Annotated in this window: 22 protein-coding genes, 1 pseudogene and 1 riboswitch; of the genes and pseudogenes, 11 read left to right on the forward strand and 12 right to left on the reverse strand. The window is 73.5% G+C overall.

Annotation, left to right across the window (positions count from 1 at the left end; translation table 11 throughout):
- A pseudogene (locus ACFV6I_RS19620) lies at window positions 1-195 on the forward strand (two-component sensor histidine kinase); the annotation flags it as partial.
- Window positions 196-198: 3 nt separating this feature from the next.
- Here the strand turns inward: ACFV6I_RS19620 and coaE are convergent.
- Together coaE and ACFV6I_RS19630 are read right to left on the reverse strand one after the other, a co-directional pair.
- Entirely contained in the window at window positions 199-801 is a 603-nt protein-coding gene (gene coaE / locus ACFV6I_RS19625) for a dephospho-CoA kinase (RefSeq protein WP_380337925.1), read from the reverse strand.
- Window positions 802-871: 70 nt separating this feature from the next.
- On the reverse strand, window positions 872-1,513 hold the full coding sequence (locus ACFV6I_RS19630) for an MBL fold metallo-hydrolase (protein WP_380337928.1): 642 nt from the start codon (window positions 1,511-1,513) through the stop codon (window positions 872-874).
- Between the two features lie 62 nt (window positions 1,514-1,575).
- On the opposite strand from ACFV6I_RS19630, the gene ACFV6I_RS19635 reads away from it, so the two are divergent.
- Window positions 1,576-2,001: a MarR family winged helix-turn-helix transcriptional regulator gene (locus tag ACFV6I_RS19635; RefSeq protein ID WP_380372530.1), complete on the forward strand. Its 426-nt coding sequence runs from the start codon at window positions 1,576-1,578 to the stop codon at window positions 1,999-2,001.
- On the opposite strand, the gene ACFV6I_RS19640 is transcribed toward ACFV6I_RS19635, so the two are convergent.
- On the reverse strand, window positions 1,981-4,242 hold the full coding sequence (locus ACFV6I_RS19640; protein WP_380372533.1) for an MMPL family transporter: 2,262 nt from the start codon (window positions 4,240-4,242) through the stop codon (window positions 1,981-1,983). The genes ACFV6I_RS19635 and ACFV6I_RS19640 overlap by 21 nt on opposite strands.
- Window positions 4,243-4,477: 235 nt before the next feature.
- Window positions 4,478-5,050: a hypothetical protein gene (locus ACFV6I_RS19645; protein WP_380426611.1), complete on the reverse strand. Its 573-nt coding sequence runs from the start codon at window positions 5,048-5,050 to the stop codon at window positions 4,478-4,480.
- 367 nt (window positions 5,051-5,417) lie between these two features.
- On the opposite strand from ACFV6I_RS19645, the gene ACFV6I_RS19650 reads away from it, so the two are divergent.
- Window positions 5,418-6,923: a hypothetical protein gene (locus tag ACFV6I_RS19650; protein ID WP_063350209.1), complete on the forward strand. Its 1,506-nt coding sequence runs from the start codon at window positions 5,418-5,420 to the stop codon at window positions 6,921-6,923.
- Window positions 6,924-7,000: 77 nt separating this feature from the next.
- Window positions 7,001-7,789, forward strand: a complete 789-nt coding sequence (locus tag ACFV6I_RS19655; protein WP_208869123.1) for a CPBP family intramembrane glutamic endopeptidase — start codon at window positions 7,001-7,003, stop codon at window positions 7,787-7,789.
- On the opposite strand, the gene ACFV6I_RS19660 is transcribed toward ACFV6I_RS19655, so the two are convergent.
- The 6 genes from ACFV6I_RS19660 to ACFV6I_RS19685 all read right to left on the reverse strand — a co-directional run bounded on the left by ACFV6I_RS19660 (window position 7,767) and on the right by ACFV6I_RS19685 (window position 13,485).
- A complete protein-coding gene (locus tag ACFV6I_RS19660; RefSeq protein ID WP_380426624.1) occupies window positions 7,767-8,303 on the reverse strand; it encodes an HAD domain-containing protein in 537 nt (178 codons plus the stop codon). The two genes, ACFV6I_RS19655 and ACFV6I_RS19660, sit on opposite strands and share 23 nt — an antisense overlap.
- Window positions 8,304-8,400: 97 nt before the next feature.
- Entirely contained in the window at window positions 8,401-9,669 is a 1,269-nt protein-coding gene (locus tag ACFV6I_RS19665) for an MFS transporter (RefSeq protein ID WP_063350211.1), read from the reverse strand.
- Between the two features lie 60 nt (window positions 9,670-9,729).
- A complete protein-coding gene (locus ACFV6I_RS19670) occupies window positions 9,730-10,431 on the reverse strand; it encodes a dienelactone hydrolase family protein (protein WP_380370432.1) in 702 nt (233 codons plus the stop codon).
- A 54-nt stretch (window positions 10,432-10,485) separates the two neighbouring features.
- On the reverse strand, window positions 10,486-11,895 hold the full coding sequence (locus ACFV6I_RS19675) for a sugar porter family MFS transporter (RefSeq protein WP_380426614.1): 1,410 nt from the start codon (window positions 11,893-11,895) through the stop codon (window positions 10,486-10,488).
- Window positions 11,896-12,145: 250 nt separating this feature from the next.
- Window positions 12,146-12,799: an FMN-binding negative transcriptional regulator gene (locus ACFV6I_RS19680; protein WP_380426616.1), complete on the reverse strand. Its 654-nt coding sequence runs from the start codon at window positions 12,797-12,799 to the stop codon at window positions 12,146-12,148.
- A 14-nt stretch (window positions 12,800-12,813) separates the two neighbouring features.
- Window positions 12,814-13,485 carry a pyridoxamine 5'-phosphate oxidase family protein gene (locus tag ACFV6I_RS19685; protein WP_063350215.1) on the reverse strand — a complete coding sequence of 224 codons (672 nt, stop codon included), beginning with the start codon at window positions 13,483-13,485 and terminating at the stop codon, window positions 12,814-12,816.
- Window positions 13,486-13,519: 34 nt separating this feature from the next.
- Between ACFV6I_RS19685 and ACFV6I_RS19690 the strand changes: the two genes are divergently transcribed.
- A complete protein-coding gene (locus ACFV6I_RS19690; RefSeq protein ID WP_380426618.1) occupies window positions 13,520-14,857 on the forward strand; it encodes an aminotransferase class I/II-fold pyridoxal phosphate-dependent enzyme in 1,338 nt (445 codons plus the stop codon).
- A gap of 225 nt (window positions 14,858-15,082) precedes the next feature.
- Window positions 15,083-16,300, forward strand: a complete 1,218-nt coding sequence (locus ACFV6I_RS19695) for a GDSL-type esterase/lipase family protein (RefSeq protein ID WP_380370420.1) — start codon at window positions 15,083-15,085, stop codon at window positions 16,298-16,300.
- Window positions 16,301-16,366: 66 nt separating this feature from the next.
- Here the strand turns inward: ACFV6I_RS19695 and ACFV6I_RS19700 are convergent, their stop codons facing one another.
- Window positions 16,367-17,725 (reverse strand): NAD(P)/FAD-dependent oxidoreductase, encoded by a 1,359-nt coding sequence (locus tag ACFV6I_RS19700; protein WP_380370417.1) that lies wholly within the window; start codon window positions 17,723-17,725, stop codon window positions 16,367-16,369.
- Between the two features lie 170 nt (window positions 17,726-17,895).
- Here ACFV6I_RS19700 and ACFV6I_RS19705 point away from each other — a divergent pair, with 170 nt between their 5' ends.
- The 4 genes from ACFV6I_RS19705 (at window position 17,896) to purB (ending at window position 21,200) form a co-directional block, all read left to right on the forward strand.
- Window positions 17,896-18,651: a HipA family kinase gene (locus ACFV6I_RS19705; protein ID WP_079136059.1), complete on the forward strand. Its 756-nt coding sequence runs from the start codon at window positions 17,896-17,898 to the stop codon at window positions 18,649-18,651.
- Window positions 18,648-19,064, forward strand: coding sequence for a DUF3037 domain-containing protein (locus ACFV6I_RS19710; protein WP_063350220.1), 417 nt, complete (start codon window positions 18,648-18,650; stop codon window positions 19,062-19,064). Before ACFV6I_RS19705 ends, ACFV6I_RS19710 begins: the two co-directional genes overlap by 4 nt.
- A 99-nt stretch (window positions 19,065-19,163) precedes the next feature.
- Window positions 19,164-19,619, forward strand: a complete 456-nt coding sequence (locus ACFV6I_RS19715) for a MarR family winged helix-turn-helix transcriptional regulator (protein ID WP_063350221.1) — start codon at window positions 19,164-19,166, stop codon at window positions 19,617-19,619.
- Between the two features lie 150 nt (window positions 19,620-19,769).
- Window positions 19,770-21,200, forward strand: a complete 1,431-nt coding sequence (purB, locus tag ACFV6I_RS19720; RefSeq protein WP_063350222.1) for an adenylosuccinate lyase — start codon at window positions 19,770-19,772, stop codon at window positions 21,198-21,200.
- Window positions 21,201-21,224: 24 nt separating this feature from the next.
- On the opposite strand, the gene ACFV6I_RS19725 is transcribed toward purB, so the two are convergent.
- Window positions 21,225-22,757, reverse strand: coding sequence for an MFS transporter (locus tag ACFV6I_RS19725; protein ID WP_380426622.1), 1,533 nt, complete (start codon window positions 22,755-22,757; stop codon window positions 21,225-21,227).
- 312 nt (window positions 22,758-23,069) lie between these two features.
- A riboswitch (cyclic di-AMP (ydaO/yuaA leader) is annotated at window positions 23,070-23,252 on the forward strand.
- 2 nt (window positions 23,253-23,254) lie between these two features.
- Here ACFV6I_RS19725 and ACFV6I_RS19730 point away from each other — a divergent pair.
- Window positions 23,255-24,214, forward strand: coding sequence for a peptidoglycan DD-metalloendopeptidase family protein (locus ACFV6I_RS19730; RefSeq protein WP_380340672.1), 960 nt, complete (start codon window positions 23,255-23,257; stop codon window positions 24,212-24,214).
- The last annotated feature ends 193 nt before the right edge of the window (window positions 24,215-24,407 follow it).

A 24,407-nucleotide genomic window follows, 5' to 3' on the forward strand; every position in this document is an offset into this window, starting at 1 on the left:
CAGGGGCTGCGCCTCGACTTCGAAACCCCCCCCGCACCGGCGGCCGACCCGGACGGGCCTCAACTGCCCTCCGGCGGCCACGGCCTGGACGGCATGCGCACCCGCGCCGACGACCTCGGCGGCACGCTGCAGGCCGGCCCCACCACGGAGGGCGGCTTCGCCGTCCGGGCCCGCCTACCGCTGACCGTCGCCTGAACCTCAGGCAGCGGCGGCGCGCTTCACCAGTTCCGCCCACACCTCGTCGACCCGGGGCGCGAGCGCCTCCAGCGGCCCACCGTTGTCGATCACCACGTCGGCGATCGCCAGCCGGTCCGCCCGCGAGGCCTGGGCGGCCATCCGGGCCCGGGCCTCCTCCTCGGCCATCCCGCGCAGCCGCACCAGCCGCTCCACCCGCACGTCGTCGGCCGCGTCGACCACCACGACCAGGTCGTACAGCGGGGCGAGGCCGTTCTCCGCGAGCAGCGGCACGTCGTGCACCACCACCGCGTCCGGCGCGGCCGCGGCCTCCAGTTCGGCGGACCGGGCGCGCACCAGCGGGTGGACGATCGCGTTCAGCGCCTGGAGCCGCGCCGGGTCGGCGAACACGATCGCGCCGAGGGCCGGGCGGTCGAGCGCGCCGTCCTCGCGCAGCACCTGCGGCCCGAACTCGGCGGCCACGGCCGCCAGACCGTCCGTCCCGGGCGCGACCACCTCGCGGGCGATCACGTCGGAGTCCACGATCACCGCGCCGTGGGCGGCGAAGAGCCGGGACACCTCGCTCTTGCCGGCGCCGATGCCACCCGTCAGTCCGATCTTCAGCATGGCGTCAGGCTACCGGCGCCCGGACCGCCGACGCCATGGACCGGCCACCCGGCCCAGGCCCCCGGCACCGTCAGCCCAGCTCCAGGCTCTCGCCCTCCCCCAGCACGGTCAGCTCCGCGCCGGTGCCCGGCCCGTCGGGCCCGAGCAGCCGGGTGGCGATCATGTGCCCGATCGGGCTGAGCGTCGCCTCGTGCACCGGCACCGCCACGCGCGGGGCCGCCTCCCGGACGTAGTCGACAACCTCACCGGCCTTGCTCCACGGCGCCGCGAGCGGCAGCAGCAGGGTGTCCACCGAGTGCGGCGGCACGGTGAAGGCGTCGCCGGGGTGGAACAGCCGGCCGTCGAAGAGGAAGCCGATGTTCTTCACCTGCGGGATGTCCTGGTGGATGACCGCGTGCCATTCGCCGTGCACACTCACCCCGACCCCGCCGACCTCGAAGGCGTCGCCCTCGCCGACCACGGCGACGCGCTGCGCCACGCCGTCCAGTTGGGCGGCCACCGCGCTGTTGGTCCACACCCGAAGGGCCGGGTCGGCCTCCAGGGCGGCGCGCAGCCGGGCCTCCTCGAAGTGGTCCATGTGCTCGTGGGTGATCAGGACGGCGTCGGCCCCGGTCAGCGCGGCGGGGTCGGTGAACGCCCCGGGGTCGACGACGACGGTCGTCCCGTCGTGCTCCAGGCGTACGCAGGCGTGTCCGAACTTGGTGATCCTCATGCGGCCGACCATACAGCAGGACTGCACAGTTTTGCTGTGGAGATTCCCGGTAGGCTTCTCCCATGAACAGTCCGGCTCCCGAAACCCTCGAACTCGCCGCCGAGCTGCGCGCCGCCATCGGCGACCTGGTCCGCTCCCTGCGCCCGGGCGACGAGCTGCCGCAGAACCAGGCCGGCGTCCTCGGCGTCCTCGTCCGCGACGAACGCGCCTGCACCGTCGCCGAACTCGCCGAGCACCAGCGCGTCCGCCACCAGTCGATGGCCCGCACCGTCGCCCTGCTGACCGAGGCCGGGCTCGTCGCCCAGCAGCCCCACCCCACCGACGGCCGGAAACTGCTGGTCACCGCGACCGGAGCGGGCCGCGCCGCCCTGCTGGAGCAGCGCGCCCGCCGGGAGGAGCGGATCGCCACCGCCATCGAGGCCCGTCTCACCCCCGAGGAGCGGCTGGCCCTGAGGGCGGGCGTCGACCTACTGCGCCGACTGCGCTGAGCCCACCAGGTCCCTGGCCTCCGGCCGCGGGGCCGGGACGGCCGTCGCGCCGAGGGCCGCCTCCCCGACGGCCGCCTCGCCCACGGCCGCCTCGCCGACGGTCGGCAGTTCGACGTGCTCGCTCAGCCCGAAGCGCCGGTGCAGGCGCCGCAGCGGGGCGGGCGCCCACCAGTTGAACTCGCCGAACAGGCTCATCGCGGCGGGCACCAGCAGGCAGCGCACCAGGGTGGCGTCCACCGCGACGGCGACGGCCAGCGCGATGCCCATCTGCTTGACCATGAGCATGTCCCCGAGGGCGAACCCGGCGAACACGATCACCATCAGCAGCGCCGCCGAGGTGATGATCCGGCCACTTCGCTGGACCCCGAGCTCCACCGCCCGGGTGCAGCTGTGCCCCTTGTCCCGCAGTTCCTTGATCCGGGCGAGCAGGAACACCTCGTAGTCCATGGACAGCCCGAACGCGAAGGCGAAGACCAGCACCGGGATGAAGGTCTCCAGCCCGCCGGTGGGGCTGAAGCCGAGCAGCCCGCTGAAGTAGCCGTCCTGGAACACCAGGGTGAGCGCGCCGAGCGAGGCGCCCAGCGACAGCAGGTTCATCAGCAGCGCCTTGACCGGCATCACCACCGAGCCGGTCATCAGGAAGAGCAGCACCAGCGTGCCGACCGCGACCAGTCCGAGCGCCCAGGGGCCCCGCGACATCAGCTCGTCCTTGAAGTCGACGACCGAGGCCGCGCCGCCGGTGACGTAGGTCTTCAGCCCGCCGCGGTCGTCCCGCAGTTCCTGGACGACCTGTTTGGCCTGGTGGCCCTGCGGGTCGCCGTGGACGAGCACGTCGACGGTGGACACCGAGTCGCTCACCGGGTTCACCGCCCGTACCCCGGCGACCCCGGGCAGCTTGGCGACGACGTCGTCCGCGTACGCCTGGGCGACGGGCGCGCCGCCCTCGACGACGACGGTGATCGGCGCGGCCGCGGCCTGCGGGAAGCGCTGGTCGACGGCGTCGGCGACCTGCCGCCCGGCCGAGGAGGCGGGCAGCACGGCGGCGCCGGAGTTGCGCATGTCGGCGTGCAGGAAGGGTGCGCCGGCGGCCATCAGCAGGGCGACGCAGGCGAGCGCGACCGGCACCGCCCGCTTGCCGACCCGGCGGACGGTCCGGCTGAAGAAGCCCTCGTCGGGGACGGGCGCGGCGGGCGCCTTGATCCGGGAGCCGGCGAAGCCGAGCAGCGCGGGGATCAGGGTCAGCGCGGCGGCGACCGCGATCACGACCACGCTCACCCCGGCGGCGGCGACCGCGCCGAGCACCGGGCTGGTGAAGACGAACAGGCCGGAGAGCGCGACGGCGACGGTGAGGCCGGAGAAGGCGACGGTGCGCCCGGCGGTCGCGGCGGTGCGTTCGACGGCGGCGGCGATGCCCGCGCCGTGCCCGCGTTCCTCCCGGAAGCGGTTCACCATGAGCAGCGCGTAGTCGATCGAGAGTCCGAGCCCGAGCACGGTGGCGATCGGCAGCACGCTGGTGTCGATGTCCATGATCCGGCTGAAACCGAACATGGCCAGCAGCGCGCCGCCCACCGAGGCGACCGCGCCGATCACCGGCAGGCTGGCCGCGGCGAGGCCGCCGAAGACCAGCACCATGACGACCAGGGTGAGCGGCAGGGTCACCATCTCGCCGAAGCGGGTGTCCTGTTCGGTCTGCTTCTTGACCTCGTCCTGGAGCACCAGGTCCCCGCCGACGGTGACGTGGGCGCCGGCCTCGCCGTTCAGGGCGGCGAGGCGCTGGGTGACGGCGTCGGTCTGGGCGGAGGTGCTGGTGTCGGCCATCCGTACGGTGACCAGGCTCGCGGTGCCGTCGGCGGAGCGCAGTGCGGCGGGTGCCGGGCCGGTGCCGTAGGCGTCGAGCGCGGAGGAGACGCCGGGGAGGGCGGCGAGGTCGGCGGTGGCCTTGGTGACGGCGGCCCGTACGGCCGGGTCGTCGACCGGTTTCCCGTCCACGACGGCGGTGACGGTGCCGCGGGCCGGGTCGGTCGCGGCGACCACCGCGCTGCCCCGGTCGGCTTCGGCGGTGGCGGAGGAGGCGCCGGCCACCGTTCCTTCGAAGACCCGGCCGCCGATCAGCACGCCCACGACCAGGACGACGGCCCAGAGGCCGAGCACCCAGCGGCGGTGGCGGAAGCAGAACCGGCCGAGGGCGGCGAGCCGCCCGGGGACCGCGGGGTCGCCGGCAGCGGTGGGAGCGTTGCGCATGAAGGAGGCCTTTCGGGCAGCTCCCCTCAATGTAGGTGCAACCCGGTGTTCGACCTATAGACGGACAATGAGCCACATCTCACATAATTCCTTCACATAAACTACAAATAAGTGAAGGCGAAAAACGAAAGAACGTGAAGCAAAAGGCCCCGGCCAAAGGCGGAAAACGAAATGGGGCCCCCCCCCCGGGGGCCCGGGGGGGGGGGCCGGGGGGGCCCGTCGGCGTGGGGCCGGCTCAGGAGGAGCCGAGCAGAAGTGGCTTGGCGAGCGGCGCCCGGGCGAGCAGCGGCAGCAGCTCGGCGGCCGGGTAGGCGCGGTGCGCGGTGACGCCGAGCGGGGCCGGGGTCAGCGGGATCAGCTGGTCGGCGGCCGGGCCGGCGTCGGGGCTGTGCAGCCACAGTGCCGTCGCGTACTGCCCGGGGAAGGTCAGCAGTCGGGGCTGCTGGCGGGACCGGGAGCCCTGGGCGAGCTGCCAGGCCTGGCGCAGTGCCCGGACCGTCGAGTCGAGGTAGGGGCCGGCGGTGAAGTGTGAGAAGGTGTGGCCCTCGACGGCCTGGACGACCTCGGCGGCGGCGGCGACCTCGGCGCCGTCCTTGATCAGGAAGCGCCAGCCCGTCCGGCGGGCGGCGGGCAGCTCCGGGCGCGGCCCGTCCAGGACGTGGACGGCGAGGGGGTGCGCGGGGAGCAGCGGGCCGACCGGATGGCGCAGTGCTGCGGCGGCGGGTTGGCGCAGCGCGGTCTCCGAGTCGAGTGCGGCCAGGACGGCGCGCAGGGCGCTCGGCGGGGGCTGGGGGGTCTGCAGAGTCATGGCGGGGTCCGCCTCTCCGTGCGAGATCGGCGTGCGAGTGCGGCATACCGGCGTGGCGCGGTGTGTCATCGGTGACGGGACCTGGCCGTGTCCGGTTGTGCATGATCGCGGTGCCGGCGCGGTCGCCGCCGTCGACGAGGGTTTCGAGGCGGAGCGGGCCGGCCGGAGCGCAGTGCGAATTCTATCGAACAGGTGCGCAGGGTGACCTGTTTATCACAGGCGGTGGCGCCGGGCAAGTCGGCAGATCTGCTGAATATCCGTCAGTTTCCTTGCATTGCAAGCCAGTACAAGCATTCGGGTATCGATCTTCGAGGTGGGCATGATGCTTGCACGGTCGGGTCGGCCGGTGTCTCAGGAGGAGGGGACCGTGGGCGAGAAGGTCGTGGCGACTCGGGCTGATCTGGCGGACCGGCAGCTGTACCGGCGCAAGCTCCAGGCCTGCCTCGACGCGCTGGGGCGGATGCTGCGCGAGGACCGGTTCGACCGGCCGCGGGCGGTCATGGGCCTGGAGATCGAGCTCAACCTGGCCGACGAGGACGGCCTGCCGGCGCTGCGCAACGCGCAGGTGCTGAGCGCGATCGGCTCCAGCGACTTCCAGACCGAACTGGGCCAGTTCAACGTCGAGGTGAACATCGTGCCGCACCGGCTGTGCGGGCACGTCTTCGAGGACCTGCGCGAGGAGCTCGACACCGGGCTGCGCTACGCCGACCGGCGGGCCGCCGAGGCCGGTGCCCGGATCGTCATGGTGGGGATCCTGCCGACCCTGGAGCACGGTCACACCGGCCTGGACGCGATCTCCCACAACCCGCGCTACAGCCTGCTCAGCGACCAGATCCTGGCCGCCCGCGGCGAGGACATCGCGCTGGACATCGAGGGCGTCGAACACCTCCAGCTGGAGACCATCACCATGGTGGCCGAGGCCGCCGCGACCTCCCTGCAACTGCACCTGCAGGTGACCCCGGAACGCTTCTCCTCGGTGTGGAACGCGGCGCAGGCGATCTGCGGGGCGCAGCTCGCGCTCGGTGCCAACTCGCCGTTCCTGTTCGGACGGGAGCTGTGGCGGGAGACCCGTCCGGTGCTGTTCCAGCAGGCCTGTGACACCCGTACGGCGGAACTCAAGGCGCAGGGCGTCCGGCCGATCACCTGGTTCGGCGAGCGCTGGGTGGACTCGGCGTACGACCTGTTCGAGGAGAACCTGCGGTACTTCCCCGCCCTGCTGCCGATCTGCGACGACGAGGACCCGATGAAGGTGCTCTCCTCCGGCGGCGCACCCCGGCTCGCCGAGATGCGGCTCCACAACGGCACGATCTACCGCTGGAACCGGCCGGTGTACGACATCGCGGGCGGGATCGCGCACCTGCGGGTGGAGAACCGGGCGCTGCCGGCCGGGCCGACGGTGGCCGACACGCTCGCGAACGCTGCCTTCTACTACGGGCTGGTCCGGGTGCTCGCCGAGCAGCCCCGGCCGGTCTGGACCAGGCTGCCGTTCGAGCGGGCCGACGAGAACTTCCGGCAGGGCGCCCGCTACGGGATCGACGCGGTGTTCCAGTGGCCGCGGGCGGGCCGGGCGGGCCGCGGCGGCGGGCTGACCACGGTGTCCGCCGTCGACCTGGTGCTCAACGAACTGCTGCCGATGGCCCACCAGGGCCTGGACGAGTGGGGCGTGGAGCCCGCCGACCGGGACCGCTACCTGGGGATCATCGAGCAGCGCTGCCTGCGCCGCACCAACGGCGCGGCCTGGCAGAGCGCGACCTTCCACCGGCTGCGCGAGCAGTACGGGATGGACCGCCCGGCCGCGCTCGCCGCGATGACCAGGCGCTACATCGAGCACATGCGCACCGGCGAGCCGGTGCACACCTGGCCGGTCGGGTAGCCGGACCGCTGTGTCAGGATGATCGCTCCGGCGGTCGGCCGACGGCCGGAGCGACGCCCGCCCCGCTGGAGCCGCCCGTGACCACCCTCCCGACCGCACCGGAGACCGCGAAGCCCACGCGCCGGCTGCTCGGCGTGGAACTGCTGATCGTCCTCGGCCTCTCCCTCGGGGCCAGCGGCGTCAGCGCGCTGATCAGCTTCGCGGCCTCGCTCACCGAACCGATCCAACTCGGCCAGCAGGTCGCCACGTTGAACGGCTCGCGGGCGCCCGGTCGGCCCTGGCTGGACCTGGTGTGGCAGCTGTACTACATCGGGCGCGGGCTGATGCCGGTGGTGCTGGTCGGGTACCTGCTGGTGCGCGAGGGCGCCGCGCTGCGGGTGCTCGGCTTCGACCTCGGGCAGAAGCTGCGCGACCTCGGCCGGGGCGCCGCCGTGGCGGCTGCGATCGGCGGCTCCGGGCTGGTGCTGTACCTGGCCTCGCAGGCGGCCGGCTACAACCTGACGGTGGCGCCGTCCGGGCTGCCGGACGTGTGGTGGCGGGTCCCGGTGCTGGTGCTCTCCGCGTGGCAGAACGCAGCCCTGGAGGAGGTCGTCGTCCTCGGCTACCTGCTGCGCCGGCTCGGGCAGCTGGGCTGGTCGTGGCCGGCGGCGGTGGTGGCGAGTTCGGTGCTGCGCGGCTCGTACCACCTGTACCAGGGGGTCGGCGGGCTGGTCGGCAACATGGTGATGGGGGCGGTGTTCTGCCTGCTGTACCGGCGCTGGGGGCGGGTGATGCCGCTGGTCGCGGCGCACGCGTTGATCGACACGGTGGCCTTCGTCGGGTACGCGCTGCTCGCCGGGCACGTCAGCTGGCTGCCGACCCCCTGAGCGGGAGCCGGCCGGCCGGGGTGCGCGGCGGCCGGGCGAGCAGGCGGTCGACGTGCCGGCGCTCCAGGCCCGGGCCCGGGTCGATCGGCAGCAGCAGGCGGTCGCGGCGCCAGAGGGAGTTGCGGACCAGCCGCGGCGGGATGACGTCGTCCACCCAGGCGAACGGGCGGCCCGCGGCGTAGCGCAGCAGCGGGGCCCACTTGCGGGCCGAGAGCAGCTCCATCAGCGGGACGCGCGGGTCACCGGGCTGCGGGACGTCGCCGGTGAAGCGGACCAGCGGGAGGGCGGGCAGGCCGATGGCCGGGGCGATGTGCGCATTGGCGTGCTCCTCCCAGGTGGTGGCCCACACGAGTTCGTAGGTGCCGGCCAGCTCGCGCAGCCAGGCGCCGTGCCGTGCGGAGAGGAGCACCGAGTAGCCGAGCAGGGTGTGGGTGTCGAACCCGGCGTCCGGGTGCGGGCAGACCGGGTTGAGCACCCCGTCGACGTCCAGGAACAACAGAGGCTTCGGCACCAGTGGCCCCCCAGAGACGGTGGTGTGACTTACCTGGTCGGACGAACCTGGCGTACCAGTGGTTGCGTACGGCCGGGCGCACGCGGGGCGCACGGGGCGCTCACGGCGCGGCCACCGGCTCGGCGGCGGCCACCGGTGCGTCGGCGGTGCTCCTGCGGGCCAGCCGGCGGACCTGAGGCTCCAGCAGCACGACCGCGCTGAGCACCAGGCAGACGACGGCGCAGGCCCACAGCGCGCCCGAGAGGCCGAGCACCGTGGCCGCCGGGCCGGCCAGCGCGATGCCGATCGGGGACAGCGAGAAGGAGCCGAGCTCGTCGTACGCGGCGACCCGGGAGAACATCTCCTCGGGGATCTCCTGCTGGAGCGCGATCATCCAGTTGACGCCGAAGACGGTGACGCCGACCCCGGACAGGAACATCGCGAGGGCGAGCAGCGGCAGCGGCGCCTCCGCCGCCAGCGCCAGGGCGGGCACGCCGAACAGGAACACCCCCCAGTTGCCGACCAGCAGGATCCGGCGGGGCCGCCAGCGGGCCATCAGCACGCCGGTCACCACCAGCCCGACGCCGTAGGCGGCCATCGCCAGGCCCCAGTCGGACGCCCCGCCGAGGCGCTCCTTGGCGACCGTCGGCCCGTACACCGACTCGACCGCGCCGATGCAGGCGACCAGGACGGAGAACTGCGCCACGACCACCCAGAGCCAGCGGCGGGAGGCGAACTCCCGCCAGCCCTCCCGCAGATCGCGCAGCATGCTGTGGCCCTGCGGGGCGGGCGCCTGCTCGGCCTCCAGGAAGAACCGGAGCGAGGCGGCGACCAGGAAGCAGGCGCCGTCCAGGGCGAGCACCCAGCCAGGGCCGACGGCGGCGGTGAGCGCGCCGCCGAGCGCGGCGCCGCCGATCTGGGAGGCATTCTGGCCCATCCGGAACACCGAGAAGGCCCGGGCGGCGTGCTCCGGGGCGACGGCCTGCAGCATCATGCCGCCGGAGGCGGGGGAGTAGAGCGCGTACCCGGCGCCGCCGGCGGCGGAGAGCAGCATCAGCTGCCAGAGCCGGATGTCCCCGGACAGCACCAGCGCCGCCAGGACGACCTGGGACAGGCCGCTGAACAGGTTGGCGGCGACCATGAGGTGGTGCCGGGGCATCCGGTCGGCGAGGGCGCCGCCGACCACCAGGAGCAGGACGGTGGGCAGCAGTCGGGCGGCGGTGACGTAGCCGACCTCGGACGTGGTGCCGCCGTGGCCGAGCACGGCGAAGGCGGTGGCGATGGGGGCGCCGGCGTTGCCGAGGCCGCTGACCACGGTGGCGGCGGTCTGGATGCGGAAGTTGCGGCTCGCCCAGGCGAGGCGGCGGGGGCGCGGGGGTCGGGTCGGCACCTGGAGACTATGACCGCGGTTCGTACAGCTGTCCATCGGGTTTTCGCGGCTGGGACGGGCTCAGCCCAGGTGGCCCCAGAGGAAGGTGAGGGTGCGGCGCCAGGCGGTCGCGGCCTGGAGCGGGTCGTAGGTGCCGAGCGGGTTCTCGTCGTTCATGAAGGCGTGGCCGGCCGGGTAGAAGTGGATCTCGGGGCGGACGTCGGTGGCCTCGCCGATCCGGATCGCGGCCTCGTCGACGGCGGCCATCGGGATCGAGCCGTCCAGTTCGCCGAAGTGCCCCAGGACGTGGGCGGTCAGGCCCCGGTAGTCGAAGTCCGGGTCGGGCGGGAGGCCGTAGAAGGGCACCACCGCGGCGACCCGGTCGCCCTCCCGGGCGGCCAGCAGCAGGGCGAAGCCGCCGCCCATGCAGAAGCCGACCACGCCGACCGCGTCGCCGACCACGCCCTCCAGGGCGAGCAGGTGGTCGACGGCCCCGGAGAGGTCCTCGACGGCCCGCTCGACCGGGAGCTCGCGGGTGAGCCGGGCCGCCTCGGTGCGGTCGTGGGTGGTGGCGCCGCCGAACAGGTCGGGGGCCAGCACGGTGAAGCCCTCCGCGGCGAAGCGGTCGGCCATCGTCGCGACGTGCGGGGTGAGGCCCCACCACTCCTGCACCACCACCAGGCCCGGCCCGACGCCCTGGGGCGGGCGGGCCAGGTACCCGTGCGCGGTACGGCCGTTGCTCGGGAAGGCGACGTTCTGCCGGGAGCCGCCCTGGTCAGGCATGGGTTCCTCGCGGGGGGTCGGGCCGGATGCGGCGGGGACTCGACGGGGGCGGGCTCAGCCCATCTCCTCCAGGGCGCGGCCCTTGGTCTCCTTGATGCAGAAGGCCACGAACGGGATGGAGAGCAGTGCGAAGGCCGCGTAGATGACGTACGTCGCCGACAGGTTCCAGTCGGCGAGGTTGGGGAAGCTGACGGTGATCGCCCAGTTGGCGATCCACTGGGCCGAGGCGGCGACGGACAGCGCGAGCGCGCGGATCCGGTTGGGGAACATCTCGCCGAGCAGGACCCAGACCACCACGCCCCAGGAGAAGGCGAAGCAGAGCACGAAGACGTGTGCCGCGATCAGGGCGACGGTGGCGTGGGTGTTGTCGAGGGTGGCGGTGTCCCCCGTGCCGTGCCGGTAGGAGAACGCCCAGGCGGCGGTGCCCAGCGCGAGCGCCATGCCGATCGAGCCGGCCAGGGCGAGCGGCTTGCGGCCGATCCGGTCCACCAGCGCCATCGCGATCACCGTGCCGATCACGTTGATGATCGAGGTGGAGAGGCTGATCAGCAGCGAGTTGGACTCGTTGATGCCGACCGACTGCCAGAGGAACGAGGAGTAGTAGAAGATCACGTTGATGCCGACGAACTGCTGGAACACCGAGGCCCCGATGCCGACCCAGACGATCGGCAGCAGGCCGAACCGCCCGCCGAGCAGGTCCTTGAGCCGGGGCTTGTGCGAGGACTCCAGCACCGCGCGGATCTCCGCGACCCGGGCGTCCAGGTCGACGTCCTCGCCCTCCACCTCGCGCAGCACCTTGCGGGCCTGGTCCTCCCGGTGGTCGGCGATCAGGTAGCGCGGCGACTCCGGGATGGCGAGCGCCATCAGCCCGTACACCAGGGCCGGGATGGTCTCCACGCCGAGCATCCACTGCCAGGCCTGGATGCCGCCCAGGTGGCCGGTGGACTCGCCTCCGGCGGCCTGGTTGATCGCCCAGTTGGCGAGCTGGGAGATGGTGATGCCGAGCACGATCGCCATCTGCTGGAAGGAGGCGAGCCGGCCCCGGTAGGCGGTCGGCGCGACCTCGGCGATGTAGGTGGGCGCGATCACCGAGGCGATGCCGATCGCGATGCCGCCGACCACGCGCCAGGTGGCCAGCACCTGGATGCTCGGCGGGAACATCGAGCCGAGGCCGCTGATCGCGAACAGGCCGGCGGCCAGCAGCATGGTGCGGACCCGGCCGAGGTGGTCGGCGAGCCGGCCGGCGGCCACCGCGCCGGCCGCCGAGCCGAGCAGTGCGATGGCCACCACGAAGGCCGTTTCGCCGTTGCCCACGGCGAAGTGCTTCTGGATGCCCGTCACCGCACCGTTGATCACCGCGCTGTCGTAGCCGAACAGGAACCCGCCCATCGCGGCGGCGGCGGAGATGAAGATGACGTGCCCGAGGTGGGCCTCGCCCGCCCGATGGCTGTTGAGTGTGGACAAGCGCGCTCCCCGAGGTGGACGGGCCCGCTCTGACGGCCGAGTGGGCAGGGCTCGTCTCACATTCGAGCAGCGGCGGGGCCGCCCTGCTCGAATTGGGCGCCGATCGGGTGATTTGGGGTCAGTCAGGGGCAGTCATCAGGGCGCGATGGGCCGTTCGCGCCGGGAGCGTGAACGGGCGGACGCGCCCCCGGGCCAGCCGGTGCGCCCGCCGGGCCAGTTGACGCGCCCCTGGCCAGTCGGTGCGCCCCGGTCAGCTGACGCGCCGCCGGTGCCGGCGCAGCAGTTGGGTGCGGGCAGCGGCGTCCTGGTCGCGCCGGGGGTGCGGGGCGTTCGCGCGGCCGGCCTCGCGCTCGGCCAGCCGGTCGGCGATCGCGTGCTGGGCGTCGGCCGGCTTCTTGTCGTCGTACTTGAACTTGGCGCGCACCTCGCGGACCGTCAGGCGGAGCCCGCGCAGGCCGGGCAGCAGCCGGGAGAACTCGCCCTCACCGGGCACCACCCGGGTGTCCGGCGTCTCCGGCTGGAAGTGCGCCAGCTGGCGGTTGAGGATCTCCGCCTTGCCCGCCGCGGACTCGACGAGCTCGGCGGTGCAGTGGAAGTGGACGGAGGCGTAGTAGCTGGTGGGCGTGCCCGGCTCGCCGCGCCAGTGGCCGGGCGCGAAGGCGTAGCCGTCGGTGACCGCGAGGGTGACCTGCGGGTCGGCCCGGACGGCGGCCAGCAGCGGGTTGGGCGTGGCGAGGTGGAGCAGGATCTCGCCGCGCTCGGCGTCCAGCAGGAAGTGCGTCGGGACGAGCACCGGGCCCTCGCCCGGTCCGCCGTTGGCGGCGAGCAGGCCGAAGTCGCGGCCCTCGGCCAGCCAGGCGCGCCACTCCTGTTCGTCGCCGCGGTCCCAGGATCTGATCAGCATCGGCGGGCCCTCCGTCAGCGGGGGTAGCCGCGCAGGTGCGCGGGCAGCGGGACGGTGGTGGAGTCGGCGGGCTCGGGGGTGCCGTGCACGGTGGTGACCGGGATCAGGCCGGACCAGTGGGGCAGGTCGAGGTCCTCCGGGTCGTCGTCGGCGCCGTCGTCGCGGGTCTTGGCCGAGACCTCGTCCAGGTCGAGCCGCAGGACGGCGGTGGCGGCGAGTTCCTTGGCGTTGGCCGGGCGGACGTCGGCGGAGCGGCCGGGGATCGCGTGGTCGACCAGCGCGGCCAGCGCGACGTCCAGCTCCTCGGGGTCGGTGACCTGGTGGGCGGTGCCGTGGGCGACGACCGAGCGGAAGTTGACCGAGTGGTTGAACGCGGACTTGGTCAGCACCAGCGCGTCGACCAGGGTGACGGTGAGGCAGACCGGCAGGCCCTGGTCGGCGGAGGCGTTGCGCAGCGGACGGCTGCCGGTGGAGCCGTGGACGTACAGTCGGCCGCCGACGCGGGCGTAGATGGTCGGCAGGACGACGGGGGCGCCGTCGGCGACGAAGCCGAGGTGGCAGATGTACGCGTGGTCGAGGATGTCGTGGATCGCCTCCTGCTCCCAGGTGGCGCGGTCCTTGTAGCGGGTGGGGGTGGTGCGGGGGGTGCGGGAGTAGCTGGCGGAGCCTTCTGAAGGGGCCGACATGACAACCTCTATGTACTAGTGCATAATTTGCTTTGTGCTAGGAGACTATCCGCTGAAAGGGCGACGCGCCAGCGAAATCGCGTCCCACATCGAACAGGGCGTGAGCACCGGACGCCTCGCCCCCGGAACCGCGCTGCCCCCGCTGCGCGACCTCGCCGCCGAACTCGGCGTCAACCCCAACACCGTCGCCGCCGCCTACCGGCTGCTCCGCGACCGCGGGGTGATCGAGACCGCCGGCCGCAAGGGCAGCCGGATCCTCCCCAGGCCCGCGCTCACCCCGCGCGACCAGATCCGCGTCCCCGTCCCCCCGCACGCCCGCGACCTGTCCGCCGGCAACCCCGACCCGGCGCTGCTGCCCGACCTCGCCCCGGTCCTCGCGGCCGCCGCCGAGGCCGCCCACGCCGAGCCCGTCCTGTACGGGCACCCGGCCATCGACCCCGGGCTGCTCGCGCTCGCCCGCGCCTCCTTCGAGGCCGACGGCCTGCCCGGCGGCCCGATCGCCGTCGCCTCCGGCTCGCTCGACACCATCGAGCGCATCCTCGCCACCCGGCTGCGCCCCGGCGACGCCGTCGCCGTCGAGGACCCGGGCTGGGGCAGCCTGCTCGACCTGCTGCCCGCGCTCGGCCTGCGGCCCGCGCCCGTCCGGCTGGACGACGAGGGTCCGCTGCCCGACTCGCTCGCCGTCGCGCTGGCCGAGGGCGCCCGCGCGGTGGTGGTCACCAGCCGGGCGCAGAACCCGACCGGCGCCGCGGTCACCGCCCGCCGGGCCGAGGAGCTGCGGGCCGTCCTGGCCGAGCACCCCGGCGTGCTGCTGATCGAGGACGACCACGGGCACGGCATGGTCGACCAGCCGTACCACTCGCTGGTGGGTGCCGGCGCGCGGCACTGGGCCGTGGTGCGCTCGGCGGCCAAGGCGTACGGCCCGGACCTGCGGCTCTCGGTGGCCGTCGGCGACGAGGACACCATCGGACGGGTGACCGGGCGGCTGCGCCTCGGCGCAGGCTGGGTCAGCCACCTGCTCCAGCGGGCCGTCGCCGAGCTGTGGCGCACCGACGCGGTGCCGGTCGCCCGGGTGGCCGGCGTCTACCGGGCCCGCCGGGACGCGCTGCTCGGCGAACTCGCCGCGCGCGGCATCGAGGCGCACGGCGAGAGCGGACTGAACGTCTGGGTGCCGGTGCCGGACGAGACCTCCGTGCTGGTGGCGCTGGTGCAGCGCGGCTGGGTCGCGGCGCCCGGCGCGCGCTACCGCATCCAGTCCCCGCCCGGGCTGCGGCTCACCGTGGCCCAGCTGGAACCGGCGGACGCGCAGCGGCTGGCCGAGGACCTGGCGGCCGTGCTGGGGGCGGGCGGGGCCGGTTCGCGGCTGGTGTGAACCGGGCTCCGCCGGTCCGGTTCGACCCGTGCGCTCCGCCGGTCTGAACCCGGTGCTCCGCTGGTCTGAACCCGGCGGTAACAAAGCGGGAAACCTGGTGCAGATACCTAGCGGTAACCAGTGCGGGCATGTCATGTTCATCGCGCCACCGGCCGGCGGCCCACCCTCACCTAGGCGTCTTCCCGTCCCCACCGCACGGGAAGACCGAGCCGCAGGAGTTCCGCCGTGCCCGAAAACAGCTCGAGCATCACCCGCAGCGCCCCTCGACTCCGCCGACGGCTGCTCACCGCGGCCCTCGCCCTCCCGCTGGCCGCCGGCGGTCTGATGGCCGGCGGCCTCGCCGCCGCCGCGCCGGCCGCCGCGGCCCCCTCCGTACCCCTCGCCGCACCGGGCGGCCCCACCGCCAGCGTCACGCTCGGCGACAGCTACATCTCCGGCGAGGCCGGCCGCTGGATGGGCAACGCCGCCGGCACCAGCGGCAGCCGGGCCGGTACCGACCGCGCCTGGAACGGCAGTTCCGCCGACGCCTCCCGGATCTACGGCCCCACGGCCGCGAGCGGCTGCGACCGCTCCGACGTCGCCGAGGTGCTCAGCGCCTCCACCGGCGCGCAGAACGAGATCAACCTGGCCTGCTCCGGCGCCGTCACCGCGAACATCTTCCGCGCCGCCAACGGCGGCCAGACGCTCAAGGGCGAGGCCCCGCAGGCCGACCAACTCGCCACCGTGGCACGGCAGAACAACGTCAAGCTGATCACGCTGTCGATCGGCGGCAACGACCTCGGCTTCGGCGGCATCATCTCCAACTGCGTCCAGGACTACCTCATCTGGTACTCCTACTGCCACGACTCCGCGCAGTCCTCGATCGACTCGAAGATGCCCACGGCGATGGCCGGGGTCGGCAAGGCGATCGACGAGATCCGCGCGGTGATGGCCGGCGCCGGCTACGCGCAGGGGGACTACCGCCTCGTCCTGCAGTCCTACCCCTCGCCGATCCCGCGCAGCGCCGAGATGCGCTACCCGGAGAGCGGCTGGACCCGCTCGAACACCGGTGGCTGCCCGTTCTGGGACGGTGACGCCGACTGGGCGCGCGACTCGATGGTGCCGCAGATCTCCAAGTCGCTGGCCGGGGTCGCGGCGTCCAAGGGCGCCCAGTTCCTCGACCTCTCCGACATGCTCCAGGGCCGCGAGGTCTGCTCGACGGCCACCCGGCAGCCGACCGCCACCGCCGGACCGTCCGCGACCACCAGCGAATGGGCACGCTTCCTGGACGGCGGCCTCAACTCCACCCAGGGCGTGCTGCAGGAGTCGATGCACCCCAACTACTACGGGCAGCAGGCGCTCGGGCGCTGCCTGACCCTGCTGTGGGGGCAGAGCAGCGGCGACTACGCGTGCCGCAACACGGCGGGGCAGGACGCGGGCGGGATGTACCTGGCGGCGCGGTGACGTCGTGACGTTGTGGCGCTCGGCGCCCGTTCTCCGGATCGGTTCCGGAGGCGGGCGCCGGGTGGCTCAGCCCTTGGCGAGCAGGGCCTGGGCGTGCGCCCGGACCTGATCCTTCGTCAAGTAGGCGTCGGTGTACTCGAAATCGCGCATCCGGGCGGGCTGCCGGGCGAGGAAGCCGGTCCGGACGAAGTCGTCCCCGGCGGTCGCGTTGAGCAGCCAGTTGGCGCCCACCCGGAACTTGGCCGCGTTGGTGCGCATCGCCATCAGGTGGTAGCCGCGGGCCACCAGCTGGGCCGGCACCCCGTGCAACTCCACGCCGAGCGGCTTGGACACCGCGTCCTTGCCGCCCAGGTCGACCACCAGGCCCAAGTCCTTGTGGTAGTAGGGCTCCAGAGGCTCGTCGCGGAGCGCGGCGATCACGTTGTCGGCCACCACGCGGCCCTGCCGGGCGGAGTGCTGGGCGGTCGGCGGGCAGACCGCGCCGTCGCCCTTGGCGAGGTCCGGCACGGCGGCCGCGTCGCCCAGCGCGAACACGCTCTCGAACTGCGGCACCCGCATCTCCGCCGTCACCGCGAGCCGGCCGCGGACCGTCTCCGCGTCCAGCGTGCCGATCAGCGGGCTCGCGGCCACCCCGGCGGTCCAGATCAGCGTGCGGCAGGGCAGCACCCTGCCGTCGGTGAACTTGACCGACTCGGCGCCGACTTCGGCCACCGAGACGCCCAGCGACACCTCGATGCCGCGGCCGCGCAGCACCTCCAGAGCGGCCAGGCCCAGCGCGTCGCCCAGCTCCGGCATCAGCTTCGGGGCGATGTCGATCAGGTGCCACTTGATCTGCCGGGTGTCCAGGCGCGGATAGCGGTGGGACGCGGCGGTGGTCAGGCGTTGCAGGCAGGCGGCCGTCTCGGTGCCCGCGTAGCCGCCGCCGACGACCACGAACTGGAGCCGGGACTCGCGCTCCCGCTGGTCCAAGGTGGCCGAGGCGAGGTCGAGTTGGGCGATCACGTGGTCGCGGACGTAGGCCGCCTCGGCGAGCGTCTTCATCCCGCGGGCGTAGTCGGTCAGGCCGGGGATGTCGAAGGTGCGGGTGACGCTGCCGGGGGCGAGGACCAGGTAGTCGTACTTCTGCGCCACCACCTCGTCGGTGATCTTGCGGACCACGCACACCTTGGAGGCCGGGTCCACGCCGATCGCGCCGCCCGGAACGATGTGGGTGCGGCGCAGCGTGCGGCGCAGGGAGACCGCGACCGACTGCGGGGTCAGCACGCCGGCCGCGACGTGCGGCAGCAGGGGCAGGTAGAGCTGGTAGCTGAACGGTGTGACCAGCGAGATCTCGGCCTCCGACGGCGCGAGCTTGCGTTCGAGTCGGCGGGCGCACTCCAGGCCGGCGAAGCCACCGCCCACGATCAGGATCCGAGGTCGTTCCATCGCTCATCCCTTTGCCGTGCAGGTCGTAACCGCGAAGGTCCCCATTGCTGTCCGCCACACTCGCACGGAGCAGCGGGGGCTGCCACCGGGGTGGGGCGGATGGTGGAGGGGTGGGACGGGGGCGTACGGAGGGGAGGAGGTGACGGGTCGGCACCGATAGGCTGTGGGGCGTGCTCCCCGAGGTGACGGCGGTCCGTTATGTGACGCCACTGCGAGAAGGCGGCTCGATGCCGGGCCTGGTCGAGGCCGACGACCGGCGGCTGTACGCGCTGAAATGGGTCGGTGCGGCGCAGGGCCGGAAGGCGTTGGTGGCGGAGGTGCTGGCCGGGGAGTTGGGCCGGCGGCTCGGGCTGCCGGTGCCGGAGCTGGTGACGGTCGACCTGGATCCGGTGCTGGCCCGCAGCGAGCCGGACCAGCAGGTCCAGGACCAGATGCGGGCCAGTGGCGGGACCAACCTCGGGATGGCCTTCGTCAGCGGCGCGCTCAACTTCGACCCGCTCTGCTTCGAGGTGGATCCGGAGCTGGCCGGCCAGGTGCTCTGGTTCGACGCGCTGATCGGCAACGTCGACCGCTCCTGGCGCAACCCCAACCTGCTGGTGGCGACCGGCGGGCTGCGGCTGATCGACCACGGCGCGAGCCTGATCTTCCACCACCACTGGGCGGGCGCCGCCGCCTGGGTGCGCCGCCCGTACGACGCCTCCGACCACGCGCTGCTGCGGGCCCGGCCGGACCTGACGGCCGCGGACAAGGCGCTCGCGCCGCTCGCGGAGGCCGCGATCGAGGGCGCGGTGGCGAGGATCCCGGAGGTCTGGCTGCTGGACGAGCCCGGCTTCGACTCGCCCGAGGCGGTGCGCGCCGCGTACCGCGCCCAGCTGACCGGCCGGCTGGCCGGTCCGCGCGACTGGCTGCCGGAGGTGCCCGCATGACCGAGCCGAGGACGCCCGCGCTGCCGGCCGCCGTCGAACTGCACGACTACGAGTACGCCGTGATCCGCGCGGTGCCGCGGGTGGAACGCGGCGAGTGCGTCAACGTCGGGGTGCTGCTGTACTGCCGGCAGAACGGGTATCTGGCCGCGCGCACGCACCTGGACCAGGCCCGGCTGCTGGCGCTCGACCCGGTGGCGGACGTGCACGGGGTGCGGCGGGCGCTGCACGGGATCGAGGCGGTGTGCGCCGGGGGCCCGCAGGCCGGTCCGGCGGCGGGGGACAGCCCGGGGCAGCGGTTCCGCTGGCTGACCGCTCCGCGCAGCGCGATCGTCCAGCCGGGGCCGGTGCACACCGGGCTGACCGCGGACCCGGAGCCGGAGCTGCGGCACCTGTTCGATCAGCTGGTGCTCTAAGCTCTGTCGACCGGCCGGTGCTGCAGTTCTGGTCAAGCCGTCGACGGTTGCCGTGGTCAAAGCTTGAGTTGCTGAAGCACTCGGCCGTACGCTGACCCCATGGGTTCGACAGCGACGACGACCGTACCGACCAACGCCGAGTTGATGGAGGCGTTGGCCGCCGTCGGCGCCGCGTATTTCCAGGACTTCGCGGCGGCCGCGGCCCGGCACGGGCTCTCCTCCTCGCAGGCCAAGGCGCTCGGCGCGGTGCAGGAGCCGGTGCCGATGCGGGCGCTGGCCGGACGGCTGGGCTGCGACGCCTCCAACGTCACCGGGATCGTGGATCGGCTGGAGACGCTGCGCCTGGCCCACCGGGAGGCCGCCGCCGGCGACCGCCGGGTGAAGATCGTCGTGATCACGGACGAGGGCCGGGAGATCCTGAACCGCATCCGCGGCGAGATGGCCCGCACCCACCAGGCGTTCGAGGCGATGACCGACGAGCAGCGGATCGCGCTGCACTCGATCTGCGGGCAGGTCCTGCCGGTGCTGGCTGGCCGGGCCGGCGCCGCCCAGTAAGCCAGCCCAGTAAGCCGCCCGGTAACGGACCGCGCAACGCCCGGCGGGAGCCGTCGGGCGGGCCCGGTCGGAGCCGTCCGCTCCGGCCCGGGCCGTAGCCGCCCGATGCGCCGACGTTCCGGCTGACCTCGGCTGTTAGGCTTGCGAAGCGTGAGCGCGAAGCCCCAGATCCCCAATGTCCTGGCCTCCCGGTACGCCTCGGCGACCCTGGCCCAGCTGTGGTCCCCCGAGCACAAGGTGGTCCTTGAGCGCCACCTGTGGCTCGCCGTCCTGAAGGCCCAGCAGGACCTCGGTGTCGAGGTACCGGCGAACGCCGTCGCCGACTACGAGCGGGTGATCGACCAGGTCGACCTCGGCTCGATCGCCGCCCGTGAGCGGGTCACCCGCCACGACGTGAAGGCCCGCATCGAAGAGTTCAGCGAACTCGCCGGCCACGAGCAGATCCACAAGGGCATGACCTCCCGGGATCTGACCGAGAACGTCGAGCAGCTGCAGATCCGCCAGTCGCTGGAGCACGTGCGCGACCGTACGGTGGCCGTGCTGGTCCGGCTGGCCCGCCTGGCCGCCCAGCACTCCGAGCTGGTCATGGCCGGCCGCTCGCACAACGTGGCCGCGCAGGCCACCACCCTGGGCAAGCGCTTCGCGTCGATCACCGACGAGCTGCTGGTCGCCTTCCGCCGCCTGGAGGAGCTGATCGCCCGCTACCCGCTGCGCGGGATCAAGGGCCCGGTCGGCACCGCCCAGGACATGCTGGACCTGCTCGGTGGCGACACCGACAAGCTCGCCGAGCTGGAGCGCCGGGTCGCCGGGCACCTCGGCTTCGACAACGTGTTCATCAGCGTCGGCCAGGTCTACCCGCGCTCGCTGGACTTCGAGGTGCTCACCGCCCTCGTCCAGCTGGCCGCCGCGCCGTCCAGCCTGGCCAAGACCATCCGTCTGATGGCCGGCCACGAGCTGGTCACGGAGGGCTTCAAGGAGGGCCAGGTCGGCTCCTCGGCGATGCCGCACAAGATGAACACCCGCTCCTGCGAGCGCGTCAACGGCCTGGCCGTCATCCTGCGCGGCTACGCCTCGATGACCGGCGAGCTGGCCGGCGACCAGTGGAACGAGGGTGACGTCTCCTGCTCGGTGGTGCGCCGGGTCGCGCTGCCGGACGCCTTCTTCGCCTTCGACGGCCTGCTGGAGACCTTCCTGACCGTTCTCGACGAGTTCGGCGCCTTCCCCGCCGTGATCGAGGCCGAGCTGGACCGCTACCTGCCGTTCCTCGCCACCACCAAGGTGCTGATGGGCGCGGTGCGCGCGGGCGTCGGCCGGGAGACCGGGCACGAGGTCATCAAGGAGCACGCCGTCGCCTCCGCGCTGGCGATGCGTGCGGGTGGCCGCGAGAACGAGCTGCTGGACCGGCTGGCCGCCGACGAGCGGATCCCGCTGGACCGGGCCGGGCTGGACGCGCTGCTGGCCGACCGGCTCTCCTTCACCGGTGCGGCCGGCGCCCAGGTCGCCGAGGTGGTCCGCCAGGTGGAGGCCGTCGCCGCCGCCTACCCGGAGGCCGCCAAGTACGCGCCGGCCGACATTCTCTGACGGGCAGTACTTCCTGACGATTCGTCAGCCGGCTGAGGGCCCTGCCGCCGATCCGGCGGCGGGGCCCTCGTCCGTGTGGACGTGGCCTGGGTCGAGCGGCGGGGTGGTGCCGCAGGCCCACTCGCAGTCCGGCTCGGCCACCGGGCGGTCCACCGGCGCGAGCACGTTGCCGCGGACGGTGGCGAAGGCCGTCAGCCCGCCGGTGACCAGCAGTCCGGCGCAGATCAGCATCGCGGTGCGGAAGGCGGAGTCCACGGCGGACGGCACCCGGTAGGCGTCGCCGCTCAGCCCGGCGAGCGCGGGCAGCGCGGCGACCGCGAGCAGCCCGGCCGCGCGGGCGGCGGCGTTGTTGACGCCGCTGGCGATGCCCGCGTGCCGGACCTCGACGGCGGCCAGCACCGTCGCCGTCAGCGGCGCGACCAGCAGGGTCATCCCGCAGCCCAGCACCGTGACGGCGGGCAGCACGTCCGCCCAGTAGGAGGAGCCGGGGCCGATGCGCAGCATCAGCAGCACCCCGGCGGCGCACAGCAGCGGACCGACGGTGAGCGGGATCCGGGGGCCGATCCGCTTGCCCAGCCGCCCGGCGCGCGCCGACAGGGTCAGCATCAGCACGGTGATCGGGACTAGGGCGAGGCCGGAGACCAGCGGGGAGAAGCCGGAGACGATCTGCAACTGCACCACCAGCAGGAAGAACACCCCGCTGAACGCCGCGTAGACGCAGAGGGTGACCAGGTTGACGGCGGTGAACAGCCGGGAGGAGAAGAGGCCGAGCGGCAGCATCGGCTCGGCGGCGCGGCGCTCGACCGCGATGAAGGCCGCGCCGAGCAGCAGGCCGATCGCGCCGGTGAGCCAGACCGCGGGGGACAGGCCTTCTCCGGCGGCGGTCAGCGCGTAGGTGATCGCGCCGAGGGCGAGCGCGGCGAGCAGCGCGCCGAGCACGTCGAAGCGGCCGACGGCGCTCTCGTTCCGGCTCTCGGGGACGAACCGGGAGGTGACCGCGACCACGGCGGCCGCGAGCGGCAGGTTCAGCAGGAAGATCCACCGCCAGCCGGGGCCGTCCACCAGCCAGCCGCCGAGGAAGGGGCCGACCGCGGCCGACACCCCGCCGAGGCCCGACCACAGGCCGACCGCCGCCGAGCGGTCGTCCGGGTGGAAGACGGCTTGCAGCATGGCGAGCGAACCGGGGGTGAGCAGCGCCCCGCCGATGCCCTGGACGGCGCGGGCGGCGATCAGCACGTGGATGGTGGGGGCGGCGGCGCAGGCCGCGGAGGCGGCGGCGAACCAGAGCACGCCGATCAGGAAGACCCGGCGCCGGCCGTACCGGTCGCCGAGCGCGCCGCCGAGCAGGATCAGTCCGGCCAGGGTGAGCAGATAGGCGTTGAGCGTCCACTGCAGGGACGCGAGGGAGGCGCCGAGATCGGTGCCGATGCGGGGCAGCGCGACGTTCACCACGGTGCCGTCGAGCATCGCCATGCTGGAGCCGAGCACCGTCGCGAGGAGGACCCAGCGTCCCCGCGAGGTGCCCAGGCGCAGTGTTCCTGCTTCGGAGGTGGCCACGGGCCGATCCTGCGCCCGTGGGGCGTACGTGACAAGGGTCACCGGGGGGTGTGTCGGTGGGTGCGCGGTGCGTGAGCGGGTGGGTGCGCAGCGGTGGCGGAATCGGCGCAGCGTCGTGGATCAGTGGCGCCGGGTGAATGGATTGTGCACGTACGGTGTAGCCGATCATTCGGAGGGTCACCGCAGCTCGGGGGGTTGTTGCCGGTTCAAGTGATCGACATTGCTTCACCCGAACGGATGGGTTTTAGTTCAGCGACCGCCCGGCCAGTCCGGACGGATCCACCGGGTGGAACGCCGAATCCTGCCGCTGCCCGGTGGCTCGCACCGAACTCTGTACGGCAGGAGCGGGGGACCCACAGGTAAGTCGCCGGACCGGAAACGGCACGCTTTCGCGTACCCGGATCCAGGGCCGGCTAGGGGTGAAGCCGCATGTGCGGCCGGGCAACTCCAGCCCGAACCCGACAGCTCACCTCGCAGGCGTCGGAGAGGAAAATTCCATGCCTGCACAGGCTCGTCGTATCGCCCTGCCCCGCGCCGCCCGCATCGGGATCGCCACCGCCGTCACCGGTGTCTCCTTCGCCCTGCCGCTCGTCACCGCGATGAGCGCCCAGGCCTACCCCGCGCCGGCCGCCGCCGTCACCGCCGCCCCGGCCGCCGCTCCCGCCGACCAGGCCCAGGCCCCGTCGCAGGAGAGCTACCGCGTCGTCAGCGGCGACACCCTGTCCCGGATCGCCGACGCCCAGCACGTCGACGGCGGCTGGCAGGCGCTGTACGACCACAACCGCGAGGTCGTCGGCGGCAACCCGGACCTGATCTTCCCCGGTCAGCAGCTCGTGATCGCCGGCCAGGCCGCCCCGGCCAAGCCCGCCGCCCCGGCGAAGCCCGCCCAGCCGTCCGCCCAGGACGCCGCGCCGGCCACCACCGCCGCCAAGCCGCAGGCCCAGCTGGAGGTCCGGACCGAGGCGGCCAAGCCGTCCGCCCAGCTCCAGACCCAGCTGCAGACCGCCGCGCCGACCACCGCGGTCACCGCCGTGCCGGTCGCCGCCGCCTCCGCCTTCGTCGCCCCGCTGGCCAGCCCGAAGCTGGGCACCGCCTACGGCGTGGCCGGCTCGATGTGGGCCTCCGGCCACCACACCGGCCAGGACTTCGTCGCCTCCACCGGCACCCCGCTGCGCGCCGTCGGCAACGGCGTCGTGGTGAAGGCCGGCAACGGCGGCGCCTACGGCAACGAGGTCGAGATCAAGCTCGCCGACGGCCACTTCGCCGAGTACGCGCACCTCTCCTCGATCGGTGTGAAGATCGGTCAGGCCGTCAAGGCCGGACAGCAGATCGGCCTCTCCGGCGCGACCGGCAACGTGACCGGCCCGCACCTGCACTTCGAGATCCGCAACGGCTCGGAGTACGGCTCGGACATCAACCCGGTCGCCTACCTGCGGGCCCACGGCGTCGCGCTCTGACCCGTGCCGGATGCACCGGATGCACCGGATGTGCCGGATGTGCCGGATGCGTCGGGTGAGGAACCACCGCTGCTACGGGGCGAATCGACCGCCCGGGATGGTCATGTCGGGTGACCGCTCGACCGGGTGATCGCCGCAGCAGTGGACATGGGCGCGGGACACGCCCAGGCCGGCCCGGCTCGCGAGACTTCTC

It is taken from the genome of Kitasatospora sp. NPDC059803 (assembly GCF_042732255.1).
In the GTDB taxonomy this organism is placed as follows: domain Bacteria; phylum Actinomycetota; class Actinomycetes; order Streptomycetales; family Streptomycetaceae; genus Kitasatospora.